This is a genomic window from Arthrobacter dokdonellae (assembly GCF_003268655.1).
GTDB lineage: Bacteria > Actinomycetota > Actinomycetes > Actinomycetales > Micrococcaceae > Specibacter > Specibacter dokdonellae.
Map to the genome: position 1 here is coordinate 2,790,920 of NZ_CP029642.1, position 22,058 is coordinate 2,812,977.

15 protein-coding genes and 1 tRNA gene are annotated in these 22,058 nt (G+C 62.2%); 7 read left to right on the plus strand and 9 right to left on the minus strand.

Going from position 1 to position 22,058, the window contains the following annotated elements:
- Window positions 1–49: 49 nt before the first annotated feature.
- The 4 genes from DMB86_RS12425 to DMB86_RS12440 all read left to right on the plus strand — a co-directional run bounded on the left by DMB86_RS12425 (window position 50) and on the right by DMB86_RS12440 (window position 3,042).
- Window positions 50–829 carry an SGNH/GDSL hydrolase family protein gene (locus DMB86_RS12425; protein WP_171814468.1) on the plus strand — a complete coding sequence of 260 codons (780 nt, stop codon included), beginning with the start codon at window positions 50–52 and terminating at the stop codon, window positions 827–829.
- A gap of 55 nt (window positions 830–884) precedes the next feature.
- Complete coding sequence (locus tag DMB86_RS12430) at window positions 885–1,367, plus strand: OsmC family protein (protein ID WP_113718086.1); 483 nt, start codon at window positions 885–887, stop codon at window positions 1,365–1,367.
- 93 nt (window positions 1,368–1,460) lie between these two features.
- The gene (locus DMB86_RS12435; protein ID WP_335645003.1) at window positions 1,461–2,321 is read left to right on the plus strand and encodes a mechanosensitive ion channel family protein; all 861 of its coding nucleotides are present in this window, start codon (window positions 1,461–1,463) and stop codon (window positions 2,319–2,321) included.
- 205 nt (window positions 2,322–2,526) lie between these two features.
- On the plus strand, window positions 2,527–3,042 hold the full coding sequence (locus tag DMB86_RS12440) for a globin (RefSeq protein WP_113719546.1): 516 nt from the start codon (window positions 2,527–2,529) through the stop codon (window positions 3,040–3,042).
- Between the two features lie 393 nt (window positions 3,043–3,435).
- On the opposite strand, the gene DMB86_RS12445 is transcribed toward DMB86_RS12440, so the two are convergent.
- Entirely contained in the window at window positions 3,436–4,104 is a 669-nt protein-coding gene (locus DMB86_RS12445) for a DUF8185 domain-containing protein (protein ID WP_227878348.1), read from the minus strand.
- The gene (locus DMB86_RS12450; protein ID WP_113718088.1) at window positions 4,105–4,632 is read right to left on the minus strand and encodes an acyl-CoA thioesterase; all 528 of its coding nucleotides are present in this window, start codon (window positions 4,630–4,632) and stop codon (window positions 4,105–4,107) included.
- A gap of 147 nt (window positions 4,633–4,779) precedes the next feature.
- On the opposite strand from DMB86_RS12450, the gene DMB86_RS12455 reads away from it, so the two are divergent.
- Window positions 4,780–5,685 (plus strand): acyl-CoA thioesterase, encoded by a 906-nt coding sequence (locus tag DMB86_RS12455; RefSeq protein ID WP_113718089.1) that lies wholly within the window; start codon window positions 4,780–4,782, stop codon window positions 5,683–5,685.
- Window positions 5,686–5,813: 128 nt separating this feature from the next.
- On the opposite strand, the gene ettA is transcribed toward DMB86_RS12455, so the two are convergent.
- From ettA to DMB86_RS12470, 3 genes are all read right to left on the minus strand, one after another.
- Window positions 5,814–7,496 carry an energy-dependent translational throttle protein EttA gene (gene ettA / locus DMB86_RS12460; RefSeq protein ID WP_113718090.1) on the minus strand — a complete coding sequence of 561 codons (1,683 nt, stop codon included), beginning with the start codon at window positions 7,494–7,496 and terminating at the stop codon, window positions 5,814–5,816.
- Between the two features lie 64 nt (window positions 7,497–7,560).
- Window positions 7,561–8,097, minus strand: coding sequence for a DUF6993 domain-containing protein (locus tag DMB86_RS21040; RefSeq protein WP_227878349.1), 537 nt, complete (start codon window positions 8,095–8,097; stop codon window positions 7,561–7,563).
- A gap of 43 nt (window positions 8,098–8,140) precedes the next feature.
- The gene (locus DMB86_RS12470; protein ID WP_171814469.1) at window positions 8,141–8,746 is read right to left on the minus strand and encodes a single-stranded DNA-binding protein; all 606 of its coding nucleotides are present in this window, start codon (window positions 8,744–8,746) and stop codon (window positions 8,141–8,143) included.
- A gap of 185 nt (window positions 8,747–8,931) precedes the next feature.
- Here DMB86_RS12470 and DMB86_RS12475 point away from each other — a divergent pair.
- Window positions 8,932–9,007: transfer RNA gene (locus tag DMB86_RS12475), tRNA-Arg, on the plus strand.
- 863 nt (window positions 9,008–9,870) lie between these two features.
- Window positions 9,871–10,794 carry a GIY-YIG nuclease family protein gene (locus DMB86_RS12480; protein WP_113718092.1) on the plus strand — a complete coding sequence of 308 codons (924 nt, stop codon included), beginning with the start codon at window positions 9,871–9,873 and terminating at the stop codon, window positions 10,792–10,794.
- A gap of 103 nt (window positions 10,795–10,897) precedes the next feature.
- Here DMB86_RS12480 and DMB86_RS12485 read toward each other — a convergent pair whose 3' ends face one another.
- From DMB86_RS12485 to DMB86_RS12500, 4 genes are read right to left on the minus strand one after another with little or no spacing between them, the layout of a single operon-like run.
- Window positions 10,898–12,130 carry an McrC family protein gene (locus DMB86_RS12485; RefSeq protein WP_113718093.1) on the minus strand — a complete coding sequence of 411 codons (1,233 nt, stop codon included), beginning with the start codon at window positions 12,128–12,130 and terminating at the stop codon, window positions 10,898–10,900.
- A complete protein-coding gene (locus tag DMB86_RS12490; RefSeq protein WP_113718094.1) occupies window positions 12,130–15,141 on the minus strand; it encodes an McrB family protein in 3,012 nt (1,003 codons plus the stop codon). The genes DMB86_RS12485 and DMB86_RS12490 overlap by 1 nt, the downstream gene beginning before the upstream one ends.
- Window positions 15,138–19,220: an Eco57I restriction-modification methylase domain-containing protein gene (locus tag DMB86_RS12495; protein ID WP_113718095.1), complete on the minus strand. Its 4,083-nt coding sequence runs from the start codon at window positions 19,218–19,220 to the stop codon at window positions 15,138–15,140. The genes DMB86_RS12490 and DMB86_RS12495 overlap by 4 nt, the downstream gene beginning before the upstream one ends.
- Complete coding sequence (locus tag DMB86_RS12500; RefSeq protein ID WP_227878350.1) at window positions 19,217–22,006, minus strand: helicase-related protein; 2,790 nt, start codon at window positions 22,004–22,006, stop codon at window positions 19,217–19,219. The genes DMB86_RS12495 and DMB86_RS12500 overlap by 4 nt, the downstream gene beginning before the upstream one ends.
- Window positions 22,007–22,058 lie beyond the last annotated feature (52 nt).

A 22,058-nucleotide genomic window follows, 5' to 3' on the forward strand; every position in this document is an offset into this window, starting at 1 on the left:
CTCACATCGATTGAGGATTTTCGCCGCACGCACAGGCGTGGCGGCTTTGATGAGCCTGGGGCTCATTGCAGGCATCGCCGGAGCCCCGGCCATCGCCCAGACCACCACGGCCCAGGCCACGCTGACGTACACGGTCATGGGCGATTCCTATTCGGCTGGCTCGGGTGCCGGAAACGAGACCGCGCCGTGCGGCCAGAGCACGTCGGGCTATGCCAACGACGTGGCCGCCATGACCGGCGCCGCGCTGACCAACATCGCATGTGCCGGCTTCACCACCACCCAGGTCGCCCAATTGGAGGTGCCGCAGCTTTCGCCGGCCACGAAGCTGATCACGATCACCGCCGGCGGCAACGACGTCGCCTGGACCACGGCCGTGGGCACGTGCCTTTCACCGGCCGCCACGGCGGCCATGTGCAAGGCCGCCGTCGCCAACTCGATCTACCTGATGACCAAGGTGCCCAAGAACGCCACCACGATGCTCAAGGCCATCAAGGCCAAGGCGCCGCACGCGCGAATACTGTACCTGGGCTACCCGCGCCTCTTTGAGCCGGAGAACATGGGCGCGCCGACCTTCACGGCCACCCAGGTCAGCGGCGCGAAGCTCCTCAACGGCGCTGCCGACCTCCTCAACGGGGTCCTGGCTGTCACCGCACTATCCAACCGCGTGGCCTTCGTGCCGGTGGCGTACCGCTTCGCCGGCCACGCCGTGCCGTCGGCCCAGCCATGGCTGAACTACCCCGCTCCCTTCGGAAGCAGCGCATTCCCGTTCCACCCGAACGCGACCGGCTACCTGGACGGCTACGCGGCGGCCATCAGGCCGTTCCTCTGACAGCGGCCGGTCCGCCGGCGGCCTTCGGGGCCCCACGGCCGCTAGGCTTGGCCGCATGGAACCGAACGAACACCACTACGGGATCAACGTATATTGGACGGGCAACCGGGGCACCGGGACGTCCGGCTACAAGGACTACGGCCGCGACCACAGCGTCACGGCCGTTGGCCTGCCCACGCTGCTGGGCTCCGCGGACAGGACGTTTCACGGCGACCGGGAGCGCTGGAACCCCGAGCTGCTGCTGGTGACAGCCCTCTCGCAATGCCACATGCTCTCCTACCTGCATGTGGCCGTCATGCGCGGAGTGGTCGTCACCCAGTATCAGGACGCGGCCACCGGCACCATGGTGCTGAACCCTGACGGCAGCGGCCAGTTTTCCTCCGTCACGCTGCGCCCGATGATCGCCGTGGCGGACCCCGCCACCGAGGATCTGGCGCTGTCCCTGCATGCCGAGGCGTCACGGAAATGCTTCATAGCCCGCAGCGTGAACTTCCCGGTCCACCACGAGCCCGGGCTGGCGGCGCCCACCCAGGACTGAGCGGCGTGAAGGCGGGAAGGAAACTGCCAGCCTCCCGCGCTAGGGTAGAAGGGATTCCATTCCCCAGCCCCGAAGATGCCAGGTGACACCCCCTTGCCCCTGAACGCCCTTGAAACTGCAGGCAACACGTTCCTGGAAAACCTGTACTACGCCGGGCTTGCCGTGGTCATAGCCCTGGTCGCCTGGCTGATCCTGCACTACCTGATCCGGCTGGTCGTCAAGCGCGTGGAAAAGGGCACCTGGCACCAGCGCACCTTCGGCTGGGTAAGGCCCGTCTTCCGGAACCTGGACCCCGTGCTGCGTGCCCTGGACAACGAACGCCGCGGCCAGCGCGCCCGGACCATCGGCACCCTGCTGAACTCGCTGCTGACCGTCATCGTGGTGGTCATTGCCGTGTTTTACGTGCTGCTCGCGTTCCAGGTCAACATCGGGCCCCTGCTGGCCAGCGTGGGCGTGGTGGGCATTGCCATCGGCTTCGGCAGCCAGCAGCTGATCCGCGACTTCCTGGCCGGCATCTTCATCACCCTGGAGGACCAGTACGGGATCGGCGACGTCATCCAGACCAGTGAGGTCATTGGCCAGGTGGAGTACGTGGGCCTGCGCATCACCAGGGTGCTGGGCGAGGACGGGACGCTGTGGTACCTGCGCAACGGTGAGATCCTGCGTCTTGGCAACCGCAGCAAAGGCCACTACGTCGCGCCCGAAGACCCGAACACCGAGGCTGAGCCACTCCCCCCGGCCGCGCCTTCCGCCGCGGCGGCCGCACCCTTGGCGCCGCCCCCAGCGGGAGCGCCGTTGGCAGGCACAATGCCCACCGGCTCAACCCCGACGGCCACAACGCCACAGGCACCACCAGCGGCACCGGCACCAACAGCACCCGGTCTGGGAACGGCGTCGTCTGCATCCACGCAGGCAACGCCGCTCACCACCGAACCCCACGAATCCGCAGAGTAGAAAGCTCCACACAGCCATGACCGCCCCCCACAATCAGATCTCCCCCTTCGCCGACGGGCCCGCCGCCAATGACGCGGCCGAGCGTGGCGCCGACGAGCGCACGCCGCTTCACGCCGCAGGCTCCGCGCAGCCGCGGGATGATCGTCCCGGTGATGGCGAGGAGGGGACGCCCATTCTGTCGCGCTTTGGGACGCCGCTGGCCCGCATGCTCCCGATCCCCCCAAAGCTGGGGCATCCGCTGCCGTCGACCTCGAGCCCGGCCCCGGCGCCTGTCACGGCGCCCGCCGCGACGCCCGTAACGGCCGGTCCTGCCGACGAGTCGGCCTACGCCGACACGTTCTACGGCCAGATCGGCGGGCACGCCACGTTTGAAAAGATCATTCACGTCTTTTATGAGGGCATTGCCGCGGATCCGCTGCTGCGCGCCATGTACGCCGAGGAGGACCTGGGCCCGGCAGAACGCCGCATGCTCATGTTCATGGAACAGTACTGGGGAGGCCCGCGGACGTATCTGGAGGAACGCGGACACCCGCGGCTGCGCATGCGCCACGTGCCGTTTGCCGTCACGCCGGAGGCACGCGACCGCTGGCTCGCCGCCATGCGCAAGGGCGTGGACGCCGCCGAACTCGCGCCGCTGCACGACGCCACTCTCTGGGACTACCTGGAACGCGCCGCGGCCTCGCTTGTCAACGCTTCTTCGGACCCGAGCCAGCGCGCCTAAGCGAATCGGGTCGCCGGACCCCAGGGTCGATCATGCCGGGACCCGGGGGTCAATGTGCGTCGACGCGGCCCGCGACAGTACAGCTTTGGCGACTTGGCGAACTTCCCTGGGCGGCGAAGGTACAGCTGCGGTGACTTCCGCCGCTGCCAGCCCGCCAGATCGGCCCATTCGATGAGAAGATGCGGGCGTGGTCCGGATCGGGCGCCAGGAGTACGGCTTCGGTGACGCCGCCAGGTCGTCCGGAGCGGATATTGCCCCCTGTGCACGATTCAGCCAGCGGGGCTGCCCCACCAAATCCGGTTTCGTTGGTCCACCCGCCAGATCGGTACTTCGAGTCACGGACCTCGACGGTACTCGATCACCGGCCCGGCTCAAACACCCCGTCGCCGAACGCTACAGGACAGCCTTCGGCCGGACCAGGATGTGGCCGCGGCTGGTGCTCAGTCGCAGCCAGCGGTTGGACCGGAACACGGTGCCGGCCTCCCCCGGCGCCAGGAAACCCAGTGCATAGGCGGCAAACGCGGCACCGCCGGGCAGTTCGCCGTCGAGCCCGGCAATGGGCCGACCCCAGACGGCAGCGCGCGCGTTGTTCACGATGAGCGCGCCGGGGCTGACGGGAATGATCTGCCCGATCTCCTGCACCCCGTCCTTTGCGACCCTGGTCAGCGTCTCCGCATCAACGGTGGCAACGTGCTCCCACGCTCCGCGGGGTGCGCTGACGGCGGCCCACGATTCGTTGACGGTCATGGGCGGGACGGGCAGTGCCGTGTCGTCGGCGTCCATGCGGGCCAACCGGTCGGCCACGGCGGCCAGGCTGACCGTCACATCCACATCCGACGCCGCGTCGAGGGCCATGGTCCGCAGCCCCAGGATCGTCGGGGTTCCCTCGCCCAGCAACTTCGCGCGCATGACGCAGACGTACGCGGCGAGGACGGGACCGGCCCCCTGAAGGCGGATGGCGCCGTCGTCCGCGGTGCGGGCACGCGTCACAAAGGTGCGCAGGTCCGCCACCGTGCCGGGATCGGCCAGCAGGAATTGGTCGGTATGGGTTGCGGTGGGCACTCAGAACGCTCCTTCGACGGCGGCTACTGCGGGATGGACGACGCCGGCGGGAGACTCCGCGGGCCGGCGCCGGAAAGACACGGGACCGCCGCGCCACGTTTCAAGGGCCGCGCGCTGGGCCGCGGTCAGCCGGACGGGGCGGCCCGTGCTGCGCGAGACGAGGACCATGGAGGTGGCGGCCTGGGCGAACACGACGGAGGTGTCCGCGTCCGTGATGGTGTAGCCGAAGTCGAAGCTGGAGCCGCCCACGCGGGTCACCCAGATGTTGACGAACACCGGCTCCGTGCGAAAGGCGATCGGTGCCAGATATTCGATCTCGTTGCGTCCCACGAGGGTGAAGAGCTCGTCGCCGATGAGGTCGTTGAAGCTCGCGGCGCCGCCGGACGGCCGGTCCGCGGCGAACGGCGTGTGAATGAGCTGGACCCGGGCGTCCTCGAGATACTGCAGATAGACAACGTTGTTGACGTGGTTGTACGCGTCGATGTCGCCGAAGCGAACCTGGAGGGAAATCTGGATTGCCTGGGCCATCTTCCCATCATGTCAAAGCAGCCGGACGCCACCAAGCGGAGGTGCCGCGGATCACGGTGATCCGGCCCAGTTCCGGTCCTGTCCGGTCCCCGACAGGGCGCCCGCCGCCATTTGTGCGGTGCGCCGCCGACACATAGAGTCACGTTTATGAATGCCACGCCGCCACGCGCCGCCCCGATGGACCAGCTGCTTCACCTCCTCGACCTGTCCGACGCCGGCGGGGCCCGGACCGATGAGGACATCTTCGTGGGCCCGGGAGAGTCACATGCTGTCCGGCCCAGGCTCTTTGGCGGGCAGGTGCTGGCGCAGTCGATCATCGCGGCGTCGCGGACGGTCGACGCGGACCGGCTCGTGCACTCGATGCACGGCTACTTCCTGCGCCCCGGGGACGCCGCCTCGCCCATCACCTTCGGCGTGGAGCGGCTGCGAGACGGCCGCTCCTTCTCCGCACGGCGCGCGCACGCCTACCAGGGCGGCAAGCCCATCCTGTCCCTGATCGCGTCCTTCCAGGCGCCCGACGGCGGCGTGGAGCACCAGGAGCCGATGCCCGCGGGCGTGCCGGATCCGGAAACGCTGCCGACGGCGGCCGAGGTGCTGGGCGAGATCGACCACCCCGTGGCGCAGGCATGGGCATATGACCGGCCCTTCGACATCCGCCACGTCGACCCCAACATCTACTTTCAGGCGCCGGCCGACCACGTGGCGCAGCAGGCCGTGTGGATGAAGTCAATGGGCCCGATGCCGGATGACCAGAGTGTGCACCGCGCGGCCCTCGCCTACGCCAGCGACTACACGCTGCTGGAACCGGTGCTCCGCCGCCACGGCCTCAGCTGGGCAACGCCGGGCATGAGCGTGGCCAGCCTGGACCACGCCATGTGGTGGCACCGCCCGCTGCGCGTGGACGACTGGCTCCTCTACGTGGCCGACTCCCCCAGCGCGTCCGGCGCGCGTGGCCTCAGCCGCGGCCGTTTCTACAACCGCGACGGCGAGCTGGTTGCCTCCGTGGCACAGGAGGGCATGCTCCGGCTGCCCGCCGGGACGCCGGTCGACTGACTGGTTTTGCTCCGCCTTCGTGCGGCCGGCCACATGGGCACCATTAAGTGGCCAATGATTAAATGGAGGATGGCCGGCCCCCGGGAAAGGGACCGGCCATCGATCGGGCAGGCTAGTCGCGCGTCAGGCTAGTCGCGAGTCAGGCGGCGGTGGGTGACGCGGTGCGGACGGGCCGCGTCCACGCCGAGGCGGGCCACCTTGTCGGCTTCGTAGGAGTCGAAGTTGCCCTCGAACCAGTGCCAGTTGGCCGGGTTCTCATCGGTGCCTTCGTAGGCCAGGATGTGGGTGGACACCCGGTCCAGGAACCAGCGGTCGTGGGAGACTACCACGGCGCAGCCGGGGAATTCCAGCAGCGCGTTTTCCAGGCTGCTGAGGGTTTCCACGTCGAGGTCGTTGGTGGGCTCATCGAGGAGCAGCAGGTTGCCGCCCTGCTTGAGGGTGAGCGCCAGGTTAAGACGGTTCCGCTCACCGCCGGAGAGCACTCCGGCCTTCTTCTGCTGGTCCGGGCCCTTGAAGCCGAACGCGGCAACGTAGGCTCGGGACGGCATTTCGACGTTGCCGACCTGGATGTAGTCAAGCCCGTCGGAGACGACCTCCCACAGGGTCTTGTCCGGGTCGATGCCACCGCGGCTCTGGTCCGCGTAGGAGATCTTGACGGTCTCGCCCACCTTGAGGTTGCCGCCGTCGAGCGGTTCCAGGCCCACGATGGTCTTGAACAGGGTGGACTTGCCGACGCCGTTCGGGCCGATGACGCCGACGATTCCGTTGCGCGGGAGCGTGAAGGAGAGCCCGTCGATCAGGATGCGGTCGCCGAAGCCCTTTTGCAGCTTGCTCGCCTCCAGCACCACGCTGCCCAGGCGCGGGCCCGGCGGGATCTGGATTTCCTCGAAGTCGAGCTTGCGTGTGCGGTCGGCCTCGGCGGCCATTTCCTCGTAGCGGGCCAGGCGGGCCTTGGACTTGGTCTGGCGGCCCTTGGCGTTGGAGCGGACCCAGTCGAGTTCCTCGGAGAGGCGCTTGGCGAGCTTGGCGTCCTTCTTGCCCTGCACTTCCAGGCGGGCGCGCTTCTTCTCCAGGTACGTGGAGTAGTTGCCCTCGTAGGGGTAGAGGTGGCCGCGGTCCACTTCGGCGATCCATTCGGCCACGTGGTCCAGGAAGTACCTGTCGTGGGTGACGGCCAGGACGGCGCCGGCGTAGCTCTTGAGGTGCTGTTCCAGCCAGTTGACGGATTCGGCGTCCAGATGGTTGGTGGGCTCGTCAAGGAGCAGCAGGTCCGGCTTCTGCAGGAGCAGCTTGCACAGGGCGACGCGGCGGCGCTCACCACCGGAGAGCACGGTGACGTCGGAGTCGCCCGGCGGGCATTGCAGCGCGTCCATGGCCTGCTCGAGCTGGGAATCGATGTCCCAGGCGTCGGCGGCGTCGATGGCTTCCTGCAGCTTGCCCATCTCTTCAAGGAGGGTGTCGAAGTCGGCGTCGGGGCTGGCCATTTCCTCGGAGATCTCGTTGTAGCGCTGGATCTTGCCGTAGATTTCGCCCACGCCTTCCTGGACGTTGCCCAGGACGGTTTTTTCCTCGTTCAGCGGCGGTTCCTGGAGCAGGATGCCCACGGAGTAGCCGGCGCTGAGCCGGGCCTCGCCGTTGGAGGGGGTGTCCAGCCCGGCCATGATCTTCAAAATGGTGGACTTGCCGGCACCATTGGGTCCTACGACGCCGATCTTGGCACCGGGGAAAAAGGACATGCTTACGTTGTCAAGAATGAGTTTGTCGCCCACGGCCTTGCGGGCGTTGGACATCGTGTAAATAAATTCCGCCATACCCAATAGGTTAGTGGGTGCGCGGGGTTAACTCACATTTGCGCCGGGGGTCCGACCGGGGGCGTCAACGCTGGTCGCCGACAAAGCAACGCCCGGAGGCAAGCAGCGGCAGGACGCTGACGACGGCCTTGCCGTCGCGCACCTGGCCAATGACGCAATCCCCGGCCACGGGAGCGGCGGCCTCGATGGCATCCACGGCCAGGCCGGTGGGCGTCCTATCAATGGAAACCTCCACCTTGCCCTTGGCCGCGCCGGCCTCCAGCATGGCCGCCATCATCTGCCCGCGGTTGGGCGACTTGGTGGCGGCGCCGACCTTAATCAGCAACACCCGCACGTTTTCGGCCAACGCGTCCGTGGCCGACGCCGGCTGCGTGGGCTTCGCTGCGGCCTTCGGTGCTGCCTTCGGTGCTGCCACGGATGGGCCGGATTGGATTGCCGGTCCGGCAGAAGCCAAGGCGCCGGTTTCAACGGTGGCAGAGGGAAGCGGTGAACAGCCCCTGACGGCCAAGGCTGCCGCGAGCACCAGGATTGCGCCGATCGTGCGCAGGCGCTTTTTGGCGGACGGCAGCGGCTGGCGGGGCGTCGTGGTATGCGCAGTCACCCCGCCATTGTTCCACGTCCGGCAGGCCGGATCGGCACGCTCGTCAGAACGGCACGTTGCCGCTGCTCACTTCGCCTGTCTGTTTGTCCACCGTCTCCCCTTCGTCCGGTTCGCCGTCGGCCTCGGCGCTGTTTGGGTCCAGTTCGGCCAGCTCGGTGTCCAAGTCGAGATCGGGTGCCTCGTCGCGGTCAGCTTGATGATCCGCAGGATCCTCCCCGGCGTCCGCGTGAGTCTCAACGCCAGGGGACCGTGAACCGCTCTGGAATGCCGATCCACCAGCCTGCCGCTGCCCTCCCATCCGCGCATACAGGGCCGTTCCAAATTGCAGGTCCGGGCCGATGCTTTCGGCATCAATCTCGACGCTGATCCCGGGACTCCCGTCCTTGCGGAGGTAGTTGACCAGGTGGAGCCTGCCCACCACGATGATGCGGTCGCCCTTGTGGATGCTGGATACTGCATTTTGGGCGAGCGCGCGGAAGACGTTGATGCGGAACCAGTTGGTGTCGCCGTCGACCCAGACATTGGTGATGGGGTCCTGCCGGCGATGGGTGGAGCCCATTCGGAAGTTGCCCACGACCAGCCCGGTTGGGGTGTTGCGGACTTCGACGGCTGAGCACACAAAGCCGCGTATGGTGAGGAAGTTTGCCACGGGACTGCCTTTCGGTGGGCCGCGGGTGCGGCGTTGGTTTGTTGTTTCCAGCAAACGCCCTACACGGTGCGCCAACCAGTGGGGCGGGGTGAATTGTGCACAAGGCCACGGCTACCGGTGCCTGTGGAGGAGGAGATGCGCGGGCAAACCTGATAATTTAGTGGAGGCCGGTCGTTGTCGGCCATGCCTCGGTAGCTCAGCGGATAGAGCAGGAGCCTTCTAATCTCTTGGTCGTGGGTTCAATTCCCGCCCGGGGCACCAAAAACAGCCTCTGACCTGCGGTTATGTCCCGCAGGTCAGAGGCGGTTGAGGCCAAAAACGGCCCAGGTCACGTTTTACTCACGTTTTTGAACGAAAACTTGGTCACGTTTTTGGCTAGTTGCGGGACAGAAATAGGTTCAATTTCTGCTCACGTTTTTGAGGGAACCCCAACCGTTTTCATCGTCTGTCACTAGCGTTCCGAGGCGCCGAGCCGCCTGTAGATGGCGCGGTGCCTGCCGCCGATTCTCCTGTCCCACGGCGTCGGGTGTCCTCAGGACGGAGTCCCAAGCCCATAGGCATGTCGCCGAAGTGAATGCGTCCAATTGAGTAATCAGGCAGGCGGAAGGCCCGAAACCTTGCGAATGTTAAACCGTTCCATATTCGAGGCGCGAACTGGGCATGAATCCGTCCAATTTCTAATGCTCGACATGCACGCTGATCAGCCCAACGCCTTCCGTCAGCATCCGGCACATGGCTTCAAATCCGTGACGAGAGTCGGTGCATCCGAAAACTATCTGTTCAGTGGCGCCCGTCTTGGTTTGTGTCTAGGCTCTGGCAGATGGCAGGTTTGCCATGACGAGGATTGCCGATCTCAACGCCGTCAAGAATTTGGCTCCGAACAGTGGTTAGCTCCAGCAGACTTGGAGATTCGTGCAGCTTGACGAGTGAAGAGAGGCCATCAGCCACGCCACGACTTGAGAACACCATGACGTCCAAGTCCACAAATGCCTGCAATTCCTTTCCAAGTTGAACACCATGACGGCAGCAGCGCATCGTCCAGAGAGGAGCGTGGCACGCCACCTGCCAAGGCCATTCCCGGTATGTTGGGATGCGTACACTCATCCCGGCGGAAGCGTTCCAAGATGCATGCCATTTCACGTCCCCAGACGATTCAGATCTTTCTGCCTCAAGGCGACCCATCCGGCATCCGCATGGCCGAAATCACTACACGAACGGTTCGCGTCTTCGACGTGCCCCGGTCCCTGGTTAGTGGCTTCCTCGCCATGCCTGAAGCGTCGCAAGTGGGCCTCTACTTCCTATTTGGCATCGGTTCCGAAGACGGCACCGCCTGCTACATAGGACAGAGCGGCAATGTCGGCGGCAGGCTGAAGCAACATGTTTCAGGCAAAGATTTCTGGGAACGCGCCATCGTCGCAGTCTCGTTGACGAATACGTGGACTGACACTCATGTGGGATTCATGGAATGGGAAGCCATTTCACGTGCAGGAAAGGCAAGTCGATACCCGCTCTTGAACGGCAACGCCGCTTCCAATCGTTACACGCCGGCTCCGCTGGAGGCCGACTGCAATGAGTATTTGGAGACCATCTCCGTCTTGATTGCCACTCTCGGTTACCCCGCACTGGAATCGATCCGAAAAAACACCCGAGAATCTCCCAGCGAGGTTGCAGCGGAACGACTGTACCTTCGCCAGTCCGGGTGCCAGGCCGAAGCCGACCCTACTTCCGAAGGACTTGTGGTTCTTGCCGGTTCGGTGGGGAATTCGCGATCACGCCCGTCTGCCGCAAAGTCGATCGTCCGTGGCAGGCAATCCCTTGTTGAGCGAGGTATCGCGGAAATTCGAGGGGACCAGATCGTCATGGCCCATGACTATTTGTTTTCAAGCCCGAGCCAGGCAGCTGCCATGCTGGTTGGCGGGAGCGTTAACGGCCGCGATAGTTGGAAAAACGCCGCCGGAAAATCCGTCAACGAGATCGAAGCCGACATCGTCGAAAAAACAGTCACCGCCCAAGTAGTACAGTCTCTTGGAAGAACACCAGCTTTTTGAGATCCGTCCCATGTCGGGCGAAATTTGTCGCACGTGAAGCGTTCGACTCTGGTTGATAGTGCCTCTTAGGCGAAGCAAACTCAGCCGTGTCAGGCCTTCTCGTTCATTCGACTCCAGCGAATGCCAATGAATCCTCCTCGAACGCCTGCATCGCCGCGTCCGCCAGGTTCTGCACGCTCGCCACCAGTGCTTTGGGATTCTGCGACACGTCGATCGGAAATTCGATGATCCTGATGTGACTGTGGGCTATGGTTCTCTGCCGTGGCGTGCCCCGCCCGGCGTAGACTAACCAAGCTCTCGACAATTCCAGGGCAGTGCAGTAAGCGAGCATTTGGTAGTAGTCCGCGTTGGGGTAGGCACCTGACCACGACGAGGCCTTGTACTTGGCGTCGAAAATGAGTGACGGCGTGCCGTAAATCGTGTGTACGACGTCCACATACATTCGGATTCTTGCCGACGACGCCAGCTGGTCGTCCTTGTCCAGAAATACCGGATACTGCGGCATGGTGATCCCGGGACGACTGGCGAGGGCCTCGCTAAGCGCCGTCGTAACGAAGTCCTCGAATACGGTGGACATGGTCACCACGAATGACGCCACCTGGTGGCGCCCCAGTCCGGCTTCCGCGGACATGTTCCGCAAAATGATCTCGGCCAGGCGCAGAGCGGGGACGTAGTGTTCGTTCAGCCGGGACTCGGTCCAAGCTGGGATCCCGGCTCCAAAGCGCAGCGGCTGGACGCCGTCGAGCTTGGAATCCAAATGGGCAAGCCGGCCACGCACGTCCTCCGTCAACCGGGGAACCAAAAGCATCAACCTGATGGCGGAACGCAAGAGGCGATTCTCCGCGATATCCACAGTGAAGTCGTCGTAGGAAACTTCCAAGGGGAGCAGCATTCCAGGCCGCCGTGACATTTGGTCGCCCACACGAATACGGCCACGGACTGTTCGGAGAGCCTCGTCCACGTTAACATACCCGTTGAGTACGCCCCGCGCCAAGGCACCCTGCACCTGCCTGGCCAGCGACTCCGCCAACGCCGAGAAAAGTTCCCCGTCTTCCAAACCGGCAACATCCACGGGCCTGAATCCAGGATCCTTGGCGTACCCCAAGAGAAAGAGCAGGCTGCTGAGTTTCAGTTTAGACTTCGGCCTGACCTCCACGAGCAGGTCACTAATCTGGACGGCGCCCACAGTCCCGCATGGCAACACTGTCCATTGGCCATTGAGGGCGGGCGATACGCTGACCAGGCCAGAGTCTCGAAGGAGCACTGCCGTCTCGCCGTCCAGAGTGACGGGCTCGGCCAATGACTGCAACTCGTCCAAAACAACGTGGCGCAGCATCACACGATCGAGTCGTCGTCAGCCGGCACCGGGTCGACGATATTCGCAGTGTCATTGCCCAGATCTGCAGCCGCCGCAACGTCGCTAACAATCATGTCCACTGCCCCAACCGTGCTCTGGACCTTTTTGAGGATTGCCGGCAACCCGAATTTTTCGTGTACTTTCTCCCGGTTCAGCCGGCCGAAGTATTGTTCCTCCAGCAACGGCAGCAACTCGTATTTCCAAATGTCAGAAAGTCCCTGCTCGGATTCAGCGTGGGCTTTCATGAAGTACGACGGCCCGATCATAAGATCGCGGCTCGTGTCCTCGATCTCAGCATTTAGGGCGTTGAGGAGTTCGGCACGAAGCAGCGGCTTTCCATTGCCTTCGAGGAACCGCTCCAACATGCCGGAGATCATGCCCTCTTGTGGGTGCAACTCCACGAAGGCAAACCGGCGTCGGATGGCCGCATCCACCATAGCAATCGAACGATCCGAGGTATTCATCGTCCCAATGATGAACAGGTTCGGCGGCAGCACAAATGTTTGTTCCGAGTTGTACTGGAGATTGATGCTCTGCTCCCTGTACTCAAGCAGGAAATACAGTTCGCCAAAGATCTTGGCCAGGTTGCCTCGGTTCATCTCATCGATGATCAAGAAGTATGGCTTGTCCCTGTTGCCGTCGGCGGCCGCCTCGGCGGCAATGCGTCGCAGCGGGCCTGGTTCAAGAACGAACCCGACATTGCCGCCTTCGGTTTTGGCCGGGCGGTAGCCTTCAAAGAAGTCCTCGTAGGCATAGGAAGGGTGGAACTGGACTGTCTTGACGTGGTCGCCATGCTCCTCTCCGGCCAGGAATCGGGCGATCTTGCCAGCCAGGAATGTCTTGCCCGTCCCGGGAGGTCCGTAGAACACGATCTGCTGCCGGGTTTGCAGCAACCGGACAATTTCCTGCAGGTCGTCGCGAGGGACGTAGAGCTTGCGGGCGAGTTCTGGCGTCGCTTCCCGCAGGACAGGCACGACGGCGAGTTGGGGCTGGGGTGCCACGTCCTCCTTCTCCTCGGGGAGGTCAAGGTCGGATGCGAACCAAGGTGCGACGACTGAAAGCGCATCCGTCAGGTCCACCACAGTGCCTTGCTCCTCCAGCAGACGAGGGAGCGGGGCCGGCAAGTCTTCACTGCCGATGCCCTTGGGTTGCCAATCAACTGGACGACGCAACCGGGACGCCTCATCCTCTGCGTACTCCGCTTCGCCGGAAACCATGCCAAGATAAAGCTCGCCCTCGGCCGCCGTGACGACGTAATCATCCGGTTTCATTTGGCTCAAGAATCGGAAGTATTCCTGCGCTCGTGCCTTGCGCTCGGAGTAGTCAATATGTTGATACCCGAGATTGACGGCGGCCTGAATGTCGTCGAACGAGGCGCCAGGTTTGGGGGAACCCAGGTGTTGGGCCCGGGTCGAGACGAATTGGCCGTCAAGCCATGCATTGAGCAGAGCAATGCCGCCCTGGTTTTGACGGACGAGCCATGCACGCTGCCCAGTCACACCGCCCTTCATCCATTGGCTCACATACGGCTCCAGATACCAGTCCACCACGGCTCCGTTGGCCGCCTTCTCATGGGCTTGGCGAATACGGTACAAATCCCACGAAATGTCAGGGTCACTCGTTCCGGTGGTTCCGCCGATCTCCGACGAAAACGCCTTCTGGATGCGCTCCCGGTGCGTTCGGCTGGTGATCGGTTCGAAGTAGCTGGGCCACGCCAAGTACTCGAGCGAATACTTGATTCCCAGCGGATCGTCAGGCACAGCCTCGGTCAGGAGATCAAACTTCCTTGGATCCGCAAGGTCATCCTCCAGCTCAGCCGCCGACCGTTGGCGGACTACCTGAACAAATCTGGCCAGCCAGCAAAAGTGCCGCCACATGCGAACGTTGAATCCCGTTCCGCCATTGAATGCGCCCTTAGCAAACAGTCCGTTCTTGATGGCCTCCGGAACCTGCAGATCAGCCCCACTCCATCGCAGAAGTGTTTCGATCCGGGCCAGCTTTGTCTCACCACGAACGTTGACCAGCGGCAGCATGTGCAATGCCATGAACTCGGCGGCCAAGACGTACAAACCCACGGACGCACCCTCGAGCTGCCGTTCAATCTTGGCCATGAACGGGTCATCGCCACCGTCAAAGTTCTCATAGATCCGCTTGATCATTTCGGCCGCATTTTGTTCTGTCCACGAACAGCCTTGGGGCCAGAAGGGTGACGGCTCACCCCTCATGCCGGCATCAATGATCAATTGGCCTGCTGCCTCGACATCGGGACATGGTCCAAATTTGCGAACTAGCAAGGTACCCGCCGCATCCATTTTGTCTCCCCTCCAGACACGCAGTCTCGTTGCCTCCTCAGCACTCCACGAATCATCTGGATCCACATTCATCACGGTCCACAACAGACCTTGGGCAGACAGGCGATCATGAACGTCGAGGGCATAATCAGGAGCGAGACGCAGGATTTCGTCCAAGGCTTCAAGCAGAAGTGCGTACCTGCGCGACGGCGTCCCGTTAGACCCTCGGTCATCCCAGCCGACGAGTTTGAGAAACTTTTTGACGGCCTGGGCACGATACGGGGGGTACTGGTGCGGATCACACGTCATGAGCAGCAGGGACGCAAATCCCACAATGCCACCCACGGACAGTTGCTTCGGGTTGAAGGGACGTAGACGTTCGGTGAACTCATCAATGTGGCTCACAGCGGGCTCATCCCGTTGCCACAGCAGATTGATAATCTCCCATAGGTCATCCGGCTGGGTCCGACCTATCTCCACCAGGCGCATCATGAAGTATTGGTTCATGAGGTTTGTCGACGAAATGTCCTTACGCAGGACCTCGAACCACCCTGCATCCTTGGCCAAGAAGAGCTCTCTGGTTTTCGCCAGCCGTTCGGTGAGAACGAGTTTGTAGTCGTCCTCTTCCGCAGCCATATCAACGGTTTTTGCATAGGTGGCCGCGAAGGCCATGAAATCGTTCCATTGCTGAGTGCTCATGAGACGGTCTCCTTTGAGGGATGGCGGGGGCCCTGGCCTGGTGGCGGGTTGAGCGTGGATTCAAAGGGAATGCCGGTGTCGATGGCATGCTGCATTACGTCGTAGGCCTCGAGAATGAGACGCTTCGTGCGGTACTCACCGAAAAGTACACAATCGTGTTGATCCATAAGGACGAAACTGTCCATGACGAATTCGACCTCGTTACGACTCAATCCATACAGATGGAACAAGGCTGCGTCAATTTCCATACGGAGTATCGCACGACGCGATTCATCCCAGATGAACGGCTGTCCAAAATCACCACAATCTTGTGCAAATCCAACCATGTCGTGAGCCGTGTATATCAGCTCCAAGATCCGCACCCGAAACCAATGAACGTGCCCTGAATTCAAGAATTCGGTCGGAAGATTTTTCTTCGACAAATCCAAAAGAGGAAGTTGCTTAAAGTGGAATATATTAAAATTTGTTCCACCGACCTTTTGCCTCGCGGAGTAATCGAAAACAAAAGACTGAAGGACAGGTATTATATTCAAGGCGCGAACCGAATCTGTGACAATAATGTTTGCCGAATCGGAAAGTCCGCCAATTGGGCAGACAATTCCAATGGTCGTCCGCTCATCCACCGAACGCGTCAGTTTTCGCCAACCTAGTATCCAGTCATTGGATTTATAGGCGAGTCCAGATTTTTTCTCATAAAGCGAACTCGGTATCCAGTACCTAGGACGTACAGAATACTCAGGATCCAAACGCTCTCCTATAGTACAGTCCCTGAAATCACGGCCTTGATAAGTCGCCCATCGATGGTCATATTGGTGTACCATTTTAGATTCCACGACCGGCAAATATACAACACCATCGCCTTTCGTTCCTTCATGTCCTATTGGACGCCAACCGGCTGAAGTAAAACGCATCTCACTATCGCTTACGAAGTATTCCGAATCCAGGGACATGTCCAACATCCTCGTCAAAACCGGAACATCAGGATCTGTGGATTTAGAATTTTCGGAAATGAACGCCGACGCTCGCGAATAGAGTTTGAGATTAAGCTCCGCGTCTTTACGCGTTCGAAAGGTAGGTAAATTCCGAGTATTAGGGTTGATTGCAAGAATCTCGCTTGGCGTTAACTCAAAGGAATCTGCATCACGGTTGGCAAGCTCTTTCACAAAAAACGATAATCTGCTCACTTCGAAAACCACCTTGGAACCACCTAGTGTAACAAGGCAGAACTTTTCGCGACTGTCCACGTCTTTGAAATAGAGCTCGGGTTTTCCGTTAGCCTTCTTCCCATTGGCACGGTTCTCGAAATCATAGAAAGAATGTAGACGGCCAGTTTCAGTTAACATCGCGGGAAAACGTCTATATGAATCATCCGTGACTAGCCCAGTTTTCACAATGAAGCCGACCCGGCCGAGCGGCGCTACTAGTGAAGAAAATAATTCGGCGAATACGGCATAGGTATTAACGTCCTTATGCCCGCACAATGGGTAGCGGCCGGCCGTGCGCAGACTCGCGCTCTGACCTTCGGCCTTGCGCTTAGCGGCCAGGAATTCGTCGTGGAGGATCGGGTCGTCCTCGGCAAGTCGTTTTATTAGCCGGGTCCGTGCGGCAGCGTTCGGAGCCTTCGCAATCTCTTGGTTCTTCGCCGCGAAGAACTCCTGTTCCTGAAGCTTGACTCGCTCCCATGGCGGGTTGCCTAGCAAGCAGGAGAATCCTCCGGGCCATCCCTCGGTGCCGGTGTCTTTCCCGGAATCGGGGTCTCCAAAGACTTCAGGAAATTCCAGGTGCCAGTGGAAGAAACGATAGTCGCGGGCCAGCTTGCGAACCAGGGCCACCGTGCCGGGGTAGCCTGCTTCACTTCCCGCCTCACCCAATTGCCGGACGATGGAGGAGGTCGGTGGTTCAGGCTCTCCATTCTTTAGGGGCCAGACGAAGGCTGCACACCAGGCGTCGGCATGGAGCCGCTTTTGTTCCATGGCCTCGGAACGGTCGAAGCCGGCATAAGCCAGCACACGGGATCTCGCTTCCTGGGCGTCGCCGACGGGCTTGATCAGCTCGAGGCGCTGGTTGATCAGTTCCGTCATGTCCGACGTGCCTCCGCCAAAACTGAAGGCATCCTGGCCCAGTGACTCGAATACTTCGTTGACCTTGCGCGTGTTTTCTACCTTGTTGCGTTTCTTGGCATGGGCGGCGTGCTTCTTGTCGTCCCCTTCCAGGACGGTGAAGGCTCCATCAGGAACACCGTCAGCCAGGAGGGCCGGCGTTGTGCCGAGGAGGCTGTTGCCGATCTTGATGCGGGCGTCAAGGAATCCCAACGGTTTTCCGGGTTTCATGGCTTCGAGCCAGAGGGACACTTTGGCGAGTTCCGCGGCAAGGTCATTCATGTCCACACCGTAGATGCAGCGTTCCACCACGTCGTGCAGTGCGGTTTGCACCCCGCCTGGCGTGGGTTCGTTGTCGCCGGCGCGGACTTCGGCCACGCGGCGGGCTATCCGCCGGGCCGCGGCAACCAGGAATCCCCCGGACCCGGACGCGGGGTCGCATACGGTCAGTGAGAGCAGGCGCCGTTCCTTGTCCTCGGCGTTCGATCCTCCGTTGACTGCGTCGTCCAGCAACGGGTCCAATGCCGTGTCGAGCAGTGCCGAGACGAGATTGGGCGGCGTGTAGTACGAGCCTGTTGTTTTGCGTTCGTTGCCGGAGACATGGACCAGTTCAAAGGAACGGGTTTCGGTGTCCACGCGGGGCACGAGCTCCAGGAGTGATTCATAGACCGATCCCAGTTCCTCCGCCCCCAGGTGGCGGTAGTCGACGGGCTGGATTCGGCCGGTCTTGCCGGATACCCAGCCCATGTTGCGGATGGTTTTCAGAAAGTCCTGGTTGGACAGCTCCGCGCCTAAAAGCAGGTCATCGTGCGGCTGTGGGTGGAGTCTTTTTGCCCTTGGGTCCGGGTCAAAGAGCCCGCCCAGGGCCGGGAGCGCCACTGCTGCCAGCCCATCGCCGCCCAGGGCGGAGAGCACCATTTTTTGGGTGCGCCACAGGTCCGGGTGCGGCCCGCCGTCGCGGGTCCGGGCAAGCTTTCTCAAACGTTGCGTCGAGAAGTAGTCGTCATAGCGTTGGCGGGCCTGCTTTGACGCCTCGGGGGCGAAGAGCGCGCCGCGGTCCTCGACGACGAAGAGGAAAAGCAGGCGGTAGGCCGTGCGGAGCAGTGCCTTGTGGAAGTCCCGGTGCGAGAGCTCGCCACTGTGGAGGGCCTCCAGAAGCCATCGGTTGTCCGGGTGGCGTAGGAATCCGGTGCCCAAGGAGTTCAGCGCCTTCTCCACTCCTGCGCCGAGCTTGTCCAGTGCCCGGGCTCCAGCCTGCACTGATTCGCTACGCCATGTTTCAAGCCAGCAGTCATCCGCCGGGGCATCGGCGCCGCCTCTCTTGGCGAGGCGGGATTCGTGGCACAGCTGCCAGAGCATCTGGAATTCGGAATACAGATCCGAGTCAAAAATGGATTCCAGATCAAACTCAATATAGGCGGACCCGGCCAGCGCGGTGGAGTCGCGGAGCAGGCGCAGCTTCAGCCCGTTGCTGAGGATGGCCCATAGGTAGCTGTCGTCGCGGTTCAGGAATTCCTGCACCATGGCCTGTGGCGCACGGCGGGCGGCGCCGGCCTCCTTTGGTGTGCGTTTGTCCAGATCCAGCCCGGGTCCCAACAAGTGGATGGGCACGGACTCCCAGCGGTGTGAGATGGGGTAGCTGTCGCCGTCGATGGTCAGCCCTCCGGGAGTGGCTTGGACGTGTCCGTAGCCGAGCTCGCGCAAGAGGACCAGGAGCCATTTTTGACGGGCATCTCCGGTGCCGGCGCCCGTTCCATCTGGGCGTTTCGCGGCGTCAGATTCTCGCCAGGCGGTCCAGGCGTCCTGCAGGTACATCCAGGTTCGCGAGGCGGCATCGCGAATGGTTTCAGTGCCGATCAGGTGGTAGCCGGCCGGCGCGAGGGACTTGGGATCGTTGACGTCACCGGATTGGATACGGCCCAACAATGATGGGGGAACGACTCCGCCCACAACGGTGATCGCTTGAAATGCTGTGCTCACTGGTTGCCTCCGGCAGGGCTGTAGACGTAGACGCCGAGGATGTCGACAGGCAGGTTGGGCTCCACGGTGAGCCCTCGGATGCCGAGTTGTCCGGCACGGTCGCCTCGGGCTGCGATGCGGACCTCGCGGTGGGAATCGCGGATTTGTTCCGCCACTTCCCTCGCCTTTTCATTCAACGGTCCGGCCAGCAACGGCATGGAGTCAAGGATGTTGGACATCATGTTGCTGACATCCCCGGCATTGGCTGCAGGCTTGGCCTCCAACAGGGCGTCCACCGCGTTATCGGCCAACCAGACGGGGTTCTGCGGGGAACCGGTAAAGGCAAGCACCCGGGCTTCCTCGGCCATGTCGGTCCTGTCGCCCAGTCGAGCGGGCAGGACCAGTTTGGTGCGGAAGCGCACCAGCAGGGCAACGGTGAGGCGTTCGACTTCGTTGGTCTTAATGAAGCCGCATCTTCGGGCCGGCCGTTCCTTGCCGGCTAGTTGCAAATCCAGGGCTGAGTTCAACACATAGTTGGCCGCGGCCGCCACCACCGGATCGGTCCGGACCAGCACTGCTGTATTCCGTGGTGCTGGGAAGTCATTGACAAAGCGGACTGCTTTGTCGGTTCCCAAGGCGCTGCGCATCCCGGCAACAGCTGCCGTCAGTTCGGCGGTAAACCCGTCATCGGCCACGTGCACATGCGCGCCGGTCTCTTCCAGTGCGGAACGGACGAACGCGGCAACGTCGCCGGGATCACCCAGGCTGCGCCGGGCTGCTTCGACCACCTTTTCCACTTCTTCAGGACGTACAGCGTTTTGCGCAAAGCGCGACCGGCTGGCCTTTTCCTGTTCGGCGCTGCTGCGCCACTCCGAGTCGAGCTGCTCGGCCTCAGGGGTGAGGGTGAAAAGCTCCAGTTGATCACCGTCCTTGCCCCGCATAAGGATCCCTTCCAATAGGGCCGCCAGAACCTGGTCGCTTTTGGGTGGGACCGGCACGCTGATGCCCAGGTCGCGGCGGATGCTTTCGTGCTTGCGCAGCAGCACTTCCAGGACAATGCCGTCGATGCCATTGTCATCGCCGTAGATGGTCAGCGCACGTACGGTGTCGGCGAGCTGGCCAAACCTGTCAACCCGGCCTTCCCGTTGCTCATGGCGGGTCGGGTTCCAAGCGAGGTCGTAATGGATGACGGCCTGGAACCCGTCCTGAAGGTTCACGCCCTCAGAAAGGCAGTCCGTGGCCACCAGGATTTTGGGCATTTCCTGGGCGCGTTCGGCCTGAGCCGCGATGCGTGCTGCACGCTCTTCCGAGGGGAGCTCGCCGGTGACCACTTCAACGTCAAATTTCTTCTTGCCGGCAGTCCGCAAGTATTGCGCCACATAGTGCGCAGTGGGGATGAAGCGGCAGAAAACGATCGGCTGGTAGCCATCAGCGATCAGTGCCTTGGCACGTTTGAGGAGGAGCAGAAGCTTGGTGTCCAACTCCGGGTGTTCCTGGAGATTGCGGGCCGTTTTCAGGAAACTGTTGAGATTCCTTTTCTGGGATGATGACTCGTCCAGGGTGTCCGGCCGCGAACCGGGAACGACATCGATCGCTTCACCGCCGTCGTCCTCCACCTGATCCATGACCACGGCCATGCCCCGCTTTTCCGCGGCCTCACGGGTTTCCGATTCTTCACCGATGGCCCGTGTGCCCAGTGTTGCCGCCGCGGAGGCAGGAGAGGAAGCCATGGCGCGCAGCAGTGAAAGGGCGGACCACCACCGAATCCGCTGGTCGCGCTTGGTCCCGGAGCTGTCCTGTACCTGGCCCCGGACGTAGTCCAAAACCTCGTCAAAAAAAGCCCGGTGTTCGGGTGAAAGTTTGTAGGCGGCCTCGACCGTTTGCCGGTCGCTGGGGAACTTGGTGTCCGCTTTCAAATAGCTGCGAATGTCCACCCGGCGGCGCTGGACCATGTGGTCCGCCAATGTGCGGCGACCGTTCTCCGCGGAAAGGTCTGCCGTTTTCAGGGAGTTGTCCAGCAGCCCTATCAGGTTGCGGAACGCTCCGTCATTGCCGCTGTGGGGGGTTGCCGTGACCAGCAGCAGGTGCCGTTGGGGATCATCGGCCAGTCCGCGGACCAGTTCGTAGCGTTGCGTCCGTCCTGCACCGCCCTTTCCAGAATCGTCGGCGCTGACGCCGTGGGCCTCGTCGACAATCACCAGATTTGGTGCGGTGCGCATGAAATCGTGGCGCTTTGATTCGGACTTGATGAAGTCGGTGGAAACGATGGTGTACTTGAAATACTCAAAGACGGACTTGTCGTAACCTGCCTCCTTTTGGAGCCTCTTAACTGTGCCCGGCAGTACCAGTTGCGCCTCAATGCCAAACTTTTCCGAGAGCTCCTGCCGCCACTGTTGGGCAAGACTGGGCGGGCAGAGCACTGAGAGGCCATTTGCATCGCCTTGGGCGATGAGCTCGGAGGCAATGAGGCCAGCCTCAATGGTCTTGCCGATGCCGACATCATCGGCGATCAACAGCCGCACTACATCTTGGCGCAGTGCCAGCAGCAGCGGGACCAGCTGGTAGGGCCGCGGGCTGACGTTCAGGCCCGCCAAGGAGCGGAAAGGGCCGCCACTTGAACGGAAGCCTATGCGCAGGGCATCGCGCAGCAGTCGCGCGCTGCGGTCGTCGCCGAGATCAGTGGCTGACGGCAGGCCAAAGGATGCCGGGACTACTTCTTCGATTGCCGGTATGACGCCGGCAACGTCGTCGTCGGTGCCCCCGATCGGGCGGAGCACCAGGAAATCGGGCTCGCTTTCGGGGAGCACAACCCATTCCCTCCCGCGCGCAGCGACCAGTGAGCCAACCGCAAAACCTTGT

Bases quoted from the DNA above. Each gene is read 5' to 3' on its own strand.
- DMB86_RS12425 (WP_171814468.1), top strand. From the start codon at position 50: ATGAGCCTGGGGCTCATTGCAGGCATCGCCGGAGCCCCGGCCATCGCC.
- DMB86_RS12430 (WP_113718086.1), top strand. From the start codon at position 885: ATGGAACCGAACGAACACCACTACGGGATCAACGTATATTGGACGGGC.
- DMB86_RS12440 (WP_113719546.1), top strand. From the start codon at position 2,527: ATGCTCCCGATCCCCCCAAAGCTGGGGCATCCGCTGCCGTCGACCTCG.
- DMB86_RS12450 (WP_113718088.1), bottom strand. From the start codon at position 4,632: ATGGCCCAGGCAATCCAGATTTCCCTCCAGGTTCGCTTCGGCGACATC.
- DMB86_RS12455 (WP_113718089.1), top strand. From the start codon at position 4,780: ATGAATGCCACGCCGCCACGCGCCGCCCCGATGGACCAGCTGCTTCAC.
- ettA (WP_113718090.1), bottom strand. From the start codon at position 7,496: ATGGCGGAATTTATTTACACGATGTCCAACGCCCGCAAGGCCGTGGGC.
- DMB86_RS12480 (WP_113718092.1), top strand. From the start codon at position 9,871: ATGCATGCCATTTCACGTCCCCAGACGATTCAGATCTTTCTGCCTCAA.
- DMB86_RS12485 (WP_113718093.1), bottom strand. From the start codon at position 12,130: ATGCTGCGCCACGTTGTTTTGGACGAGTTGCAGTCATTGGCCGAGCCC.
- DMB86_RS12490 (WP_113718094.1), bottom strand. From the start codon at position 15,141: ATGAGCACTCAGCAATGGAACGATTTCATGGCCTTCGCGGCCACCTAT.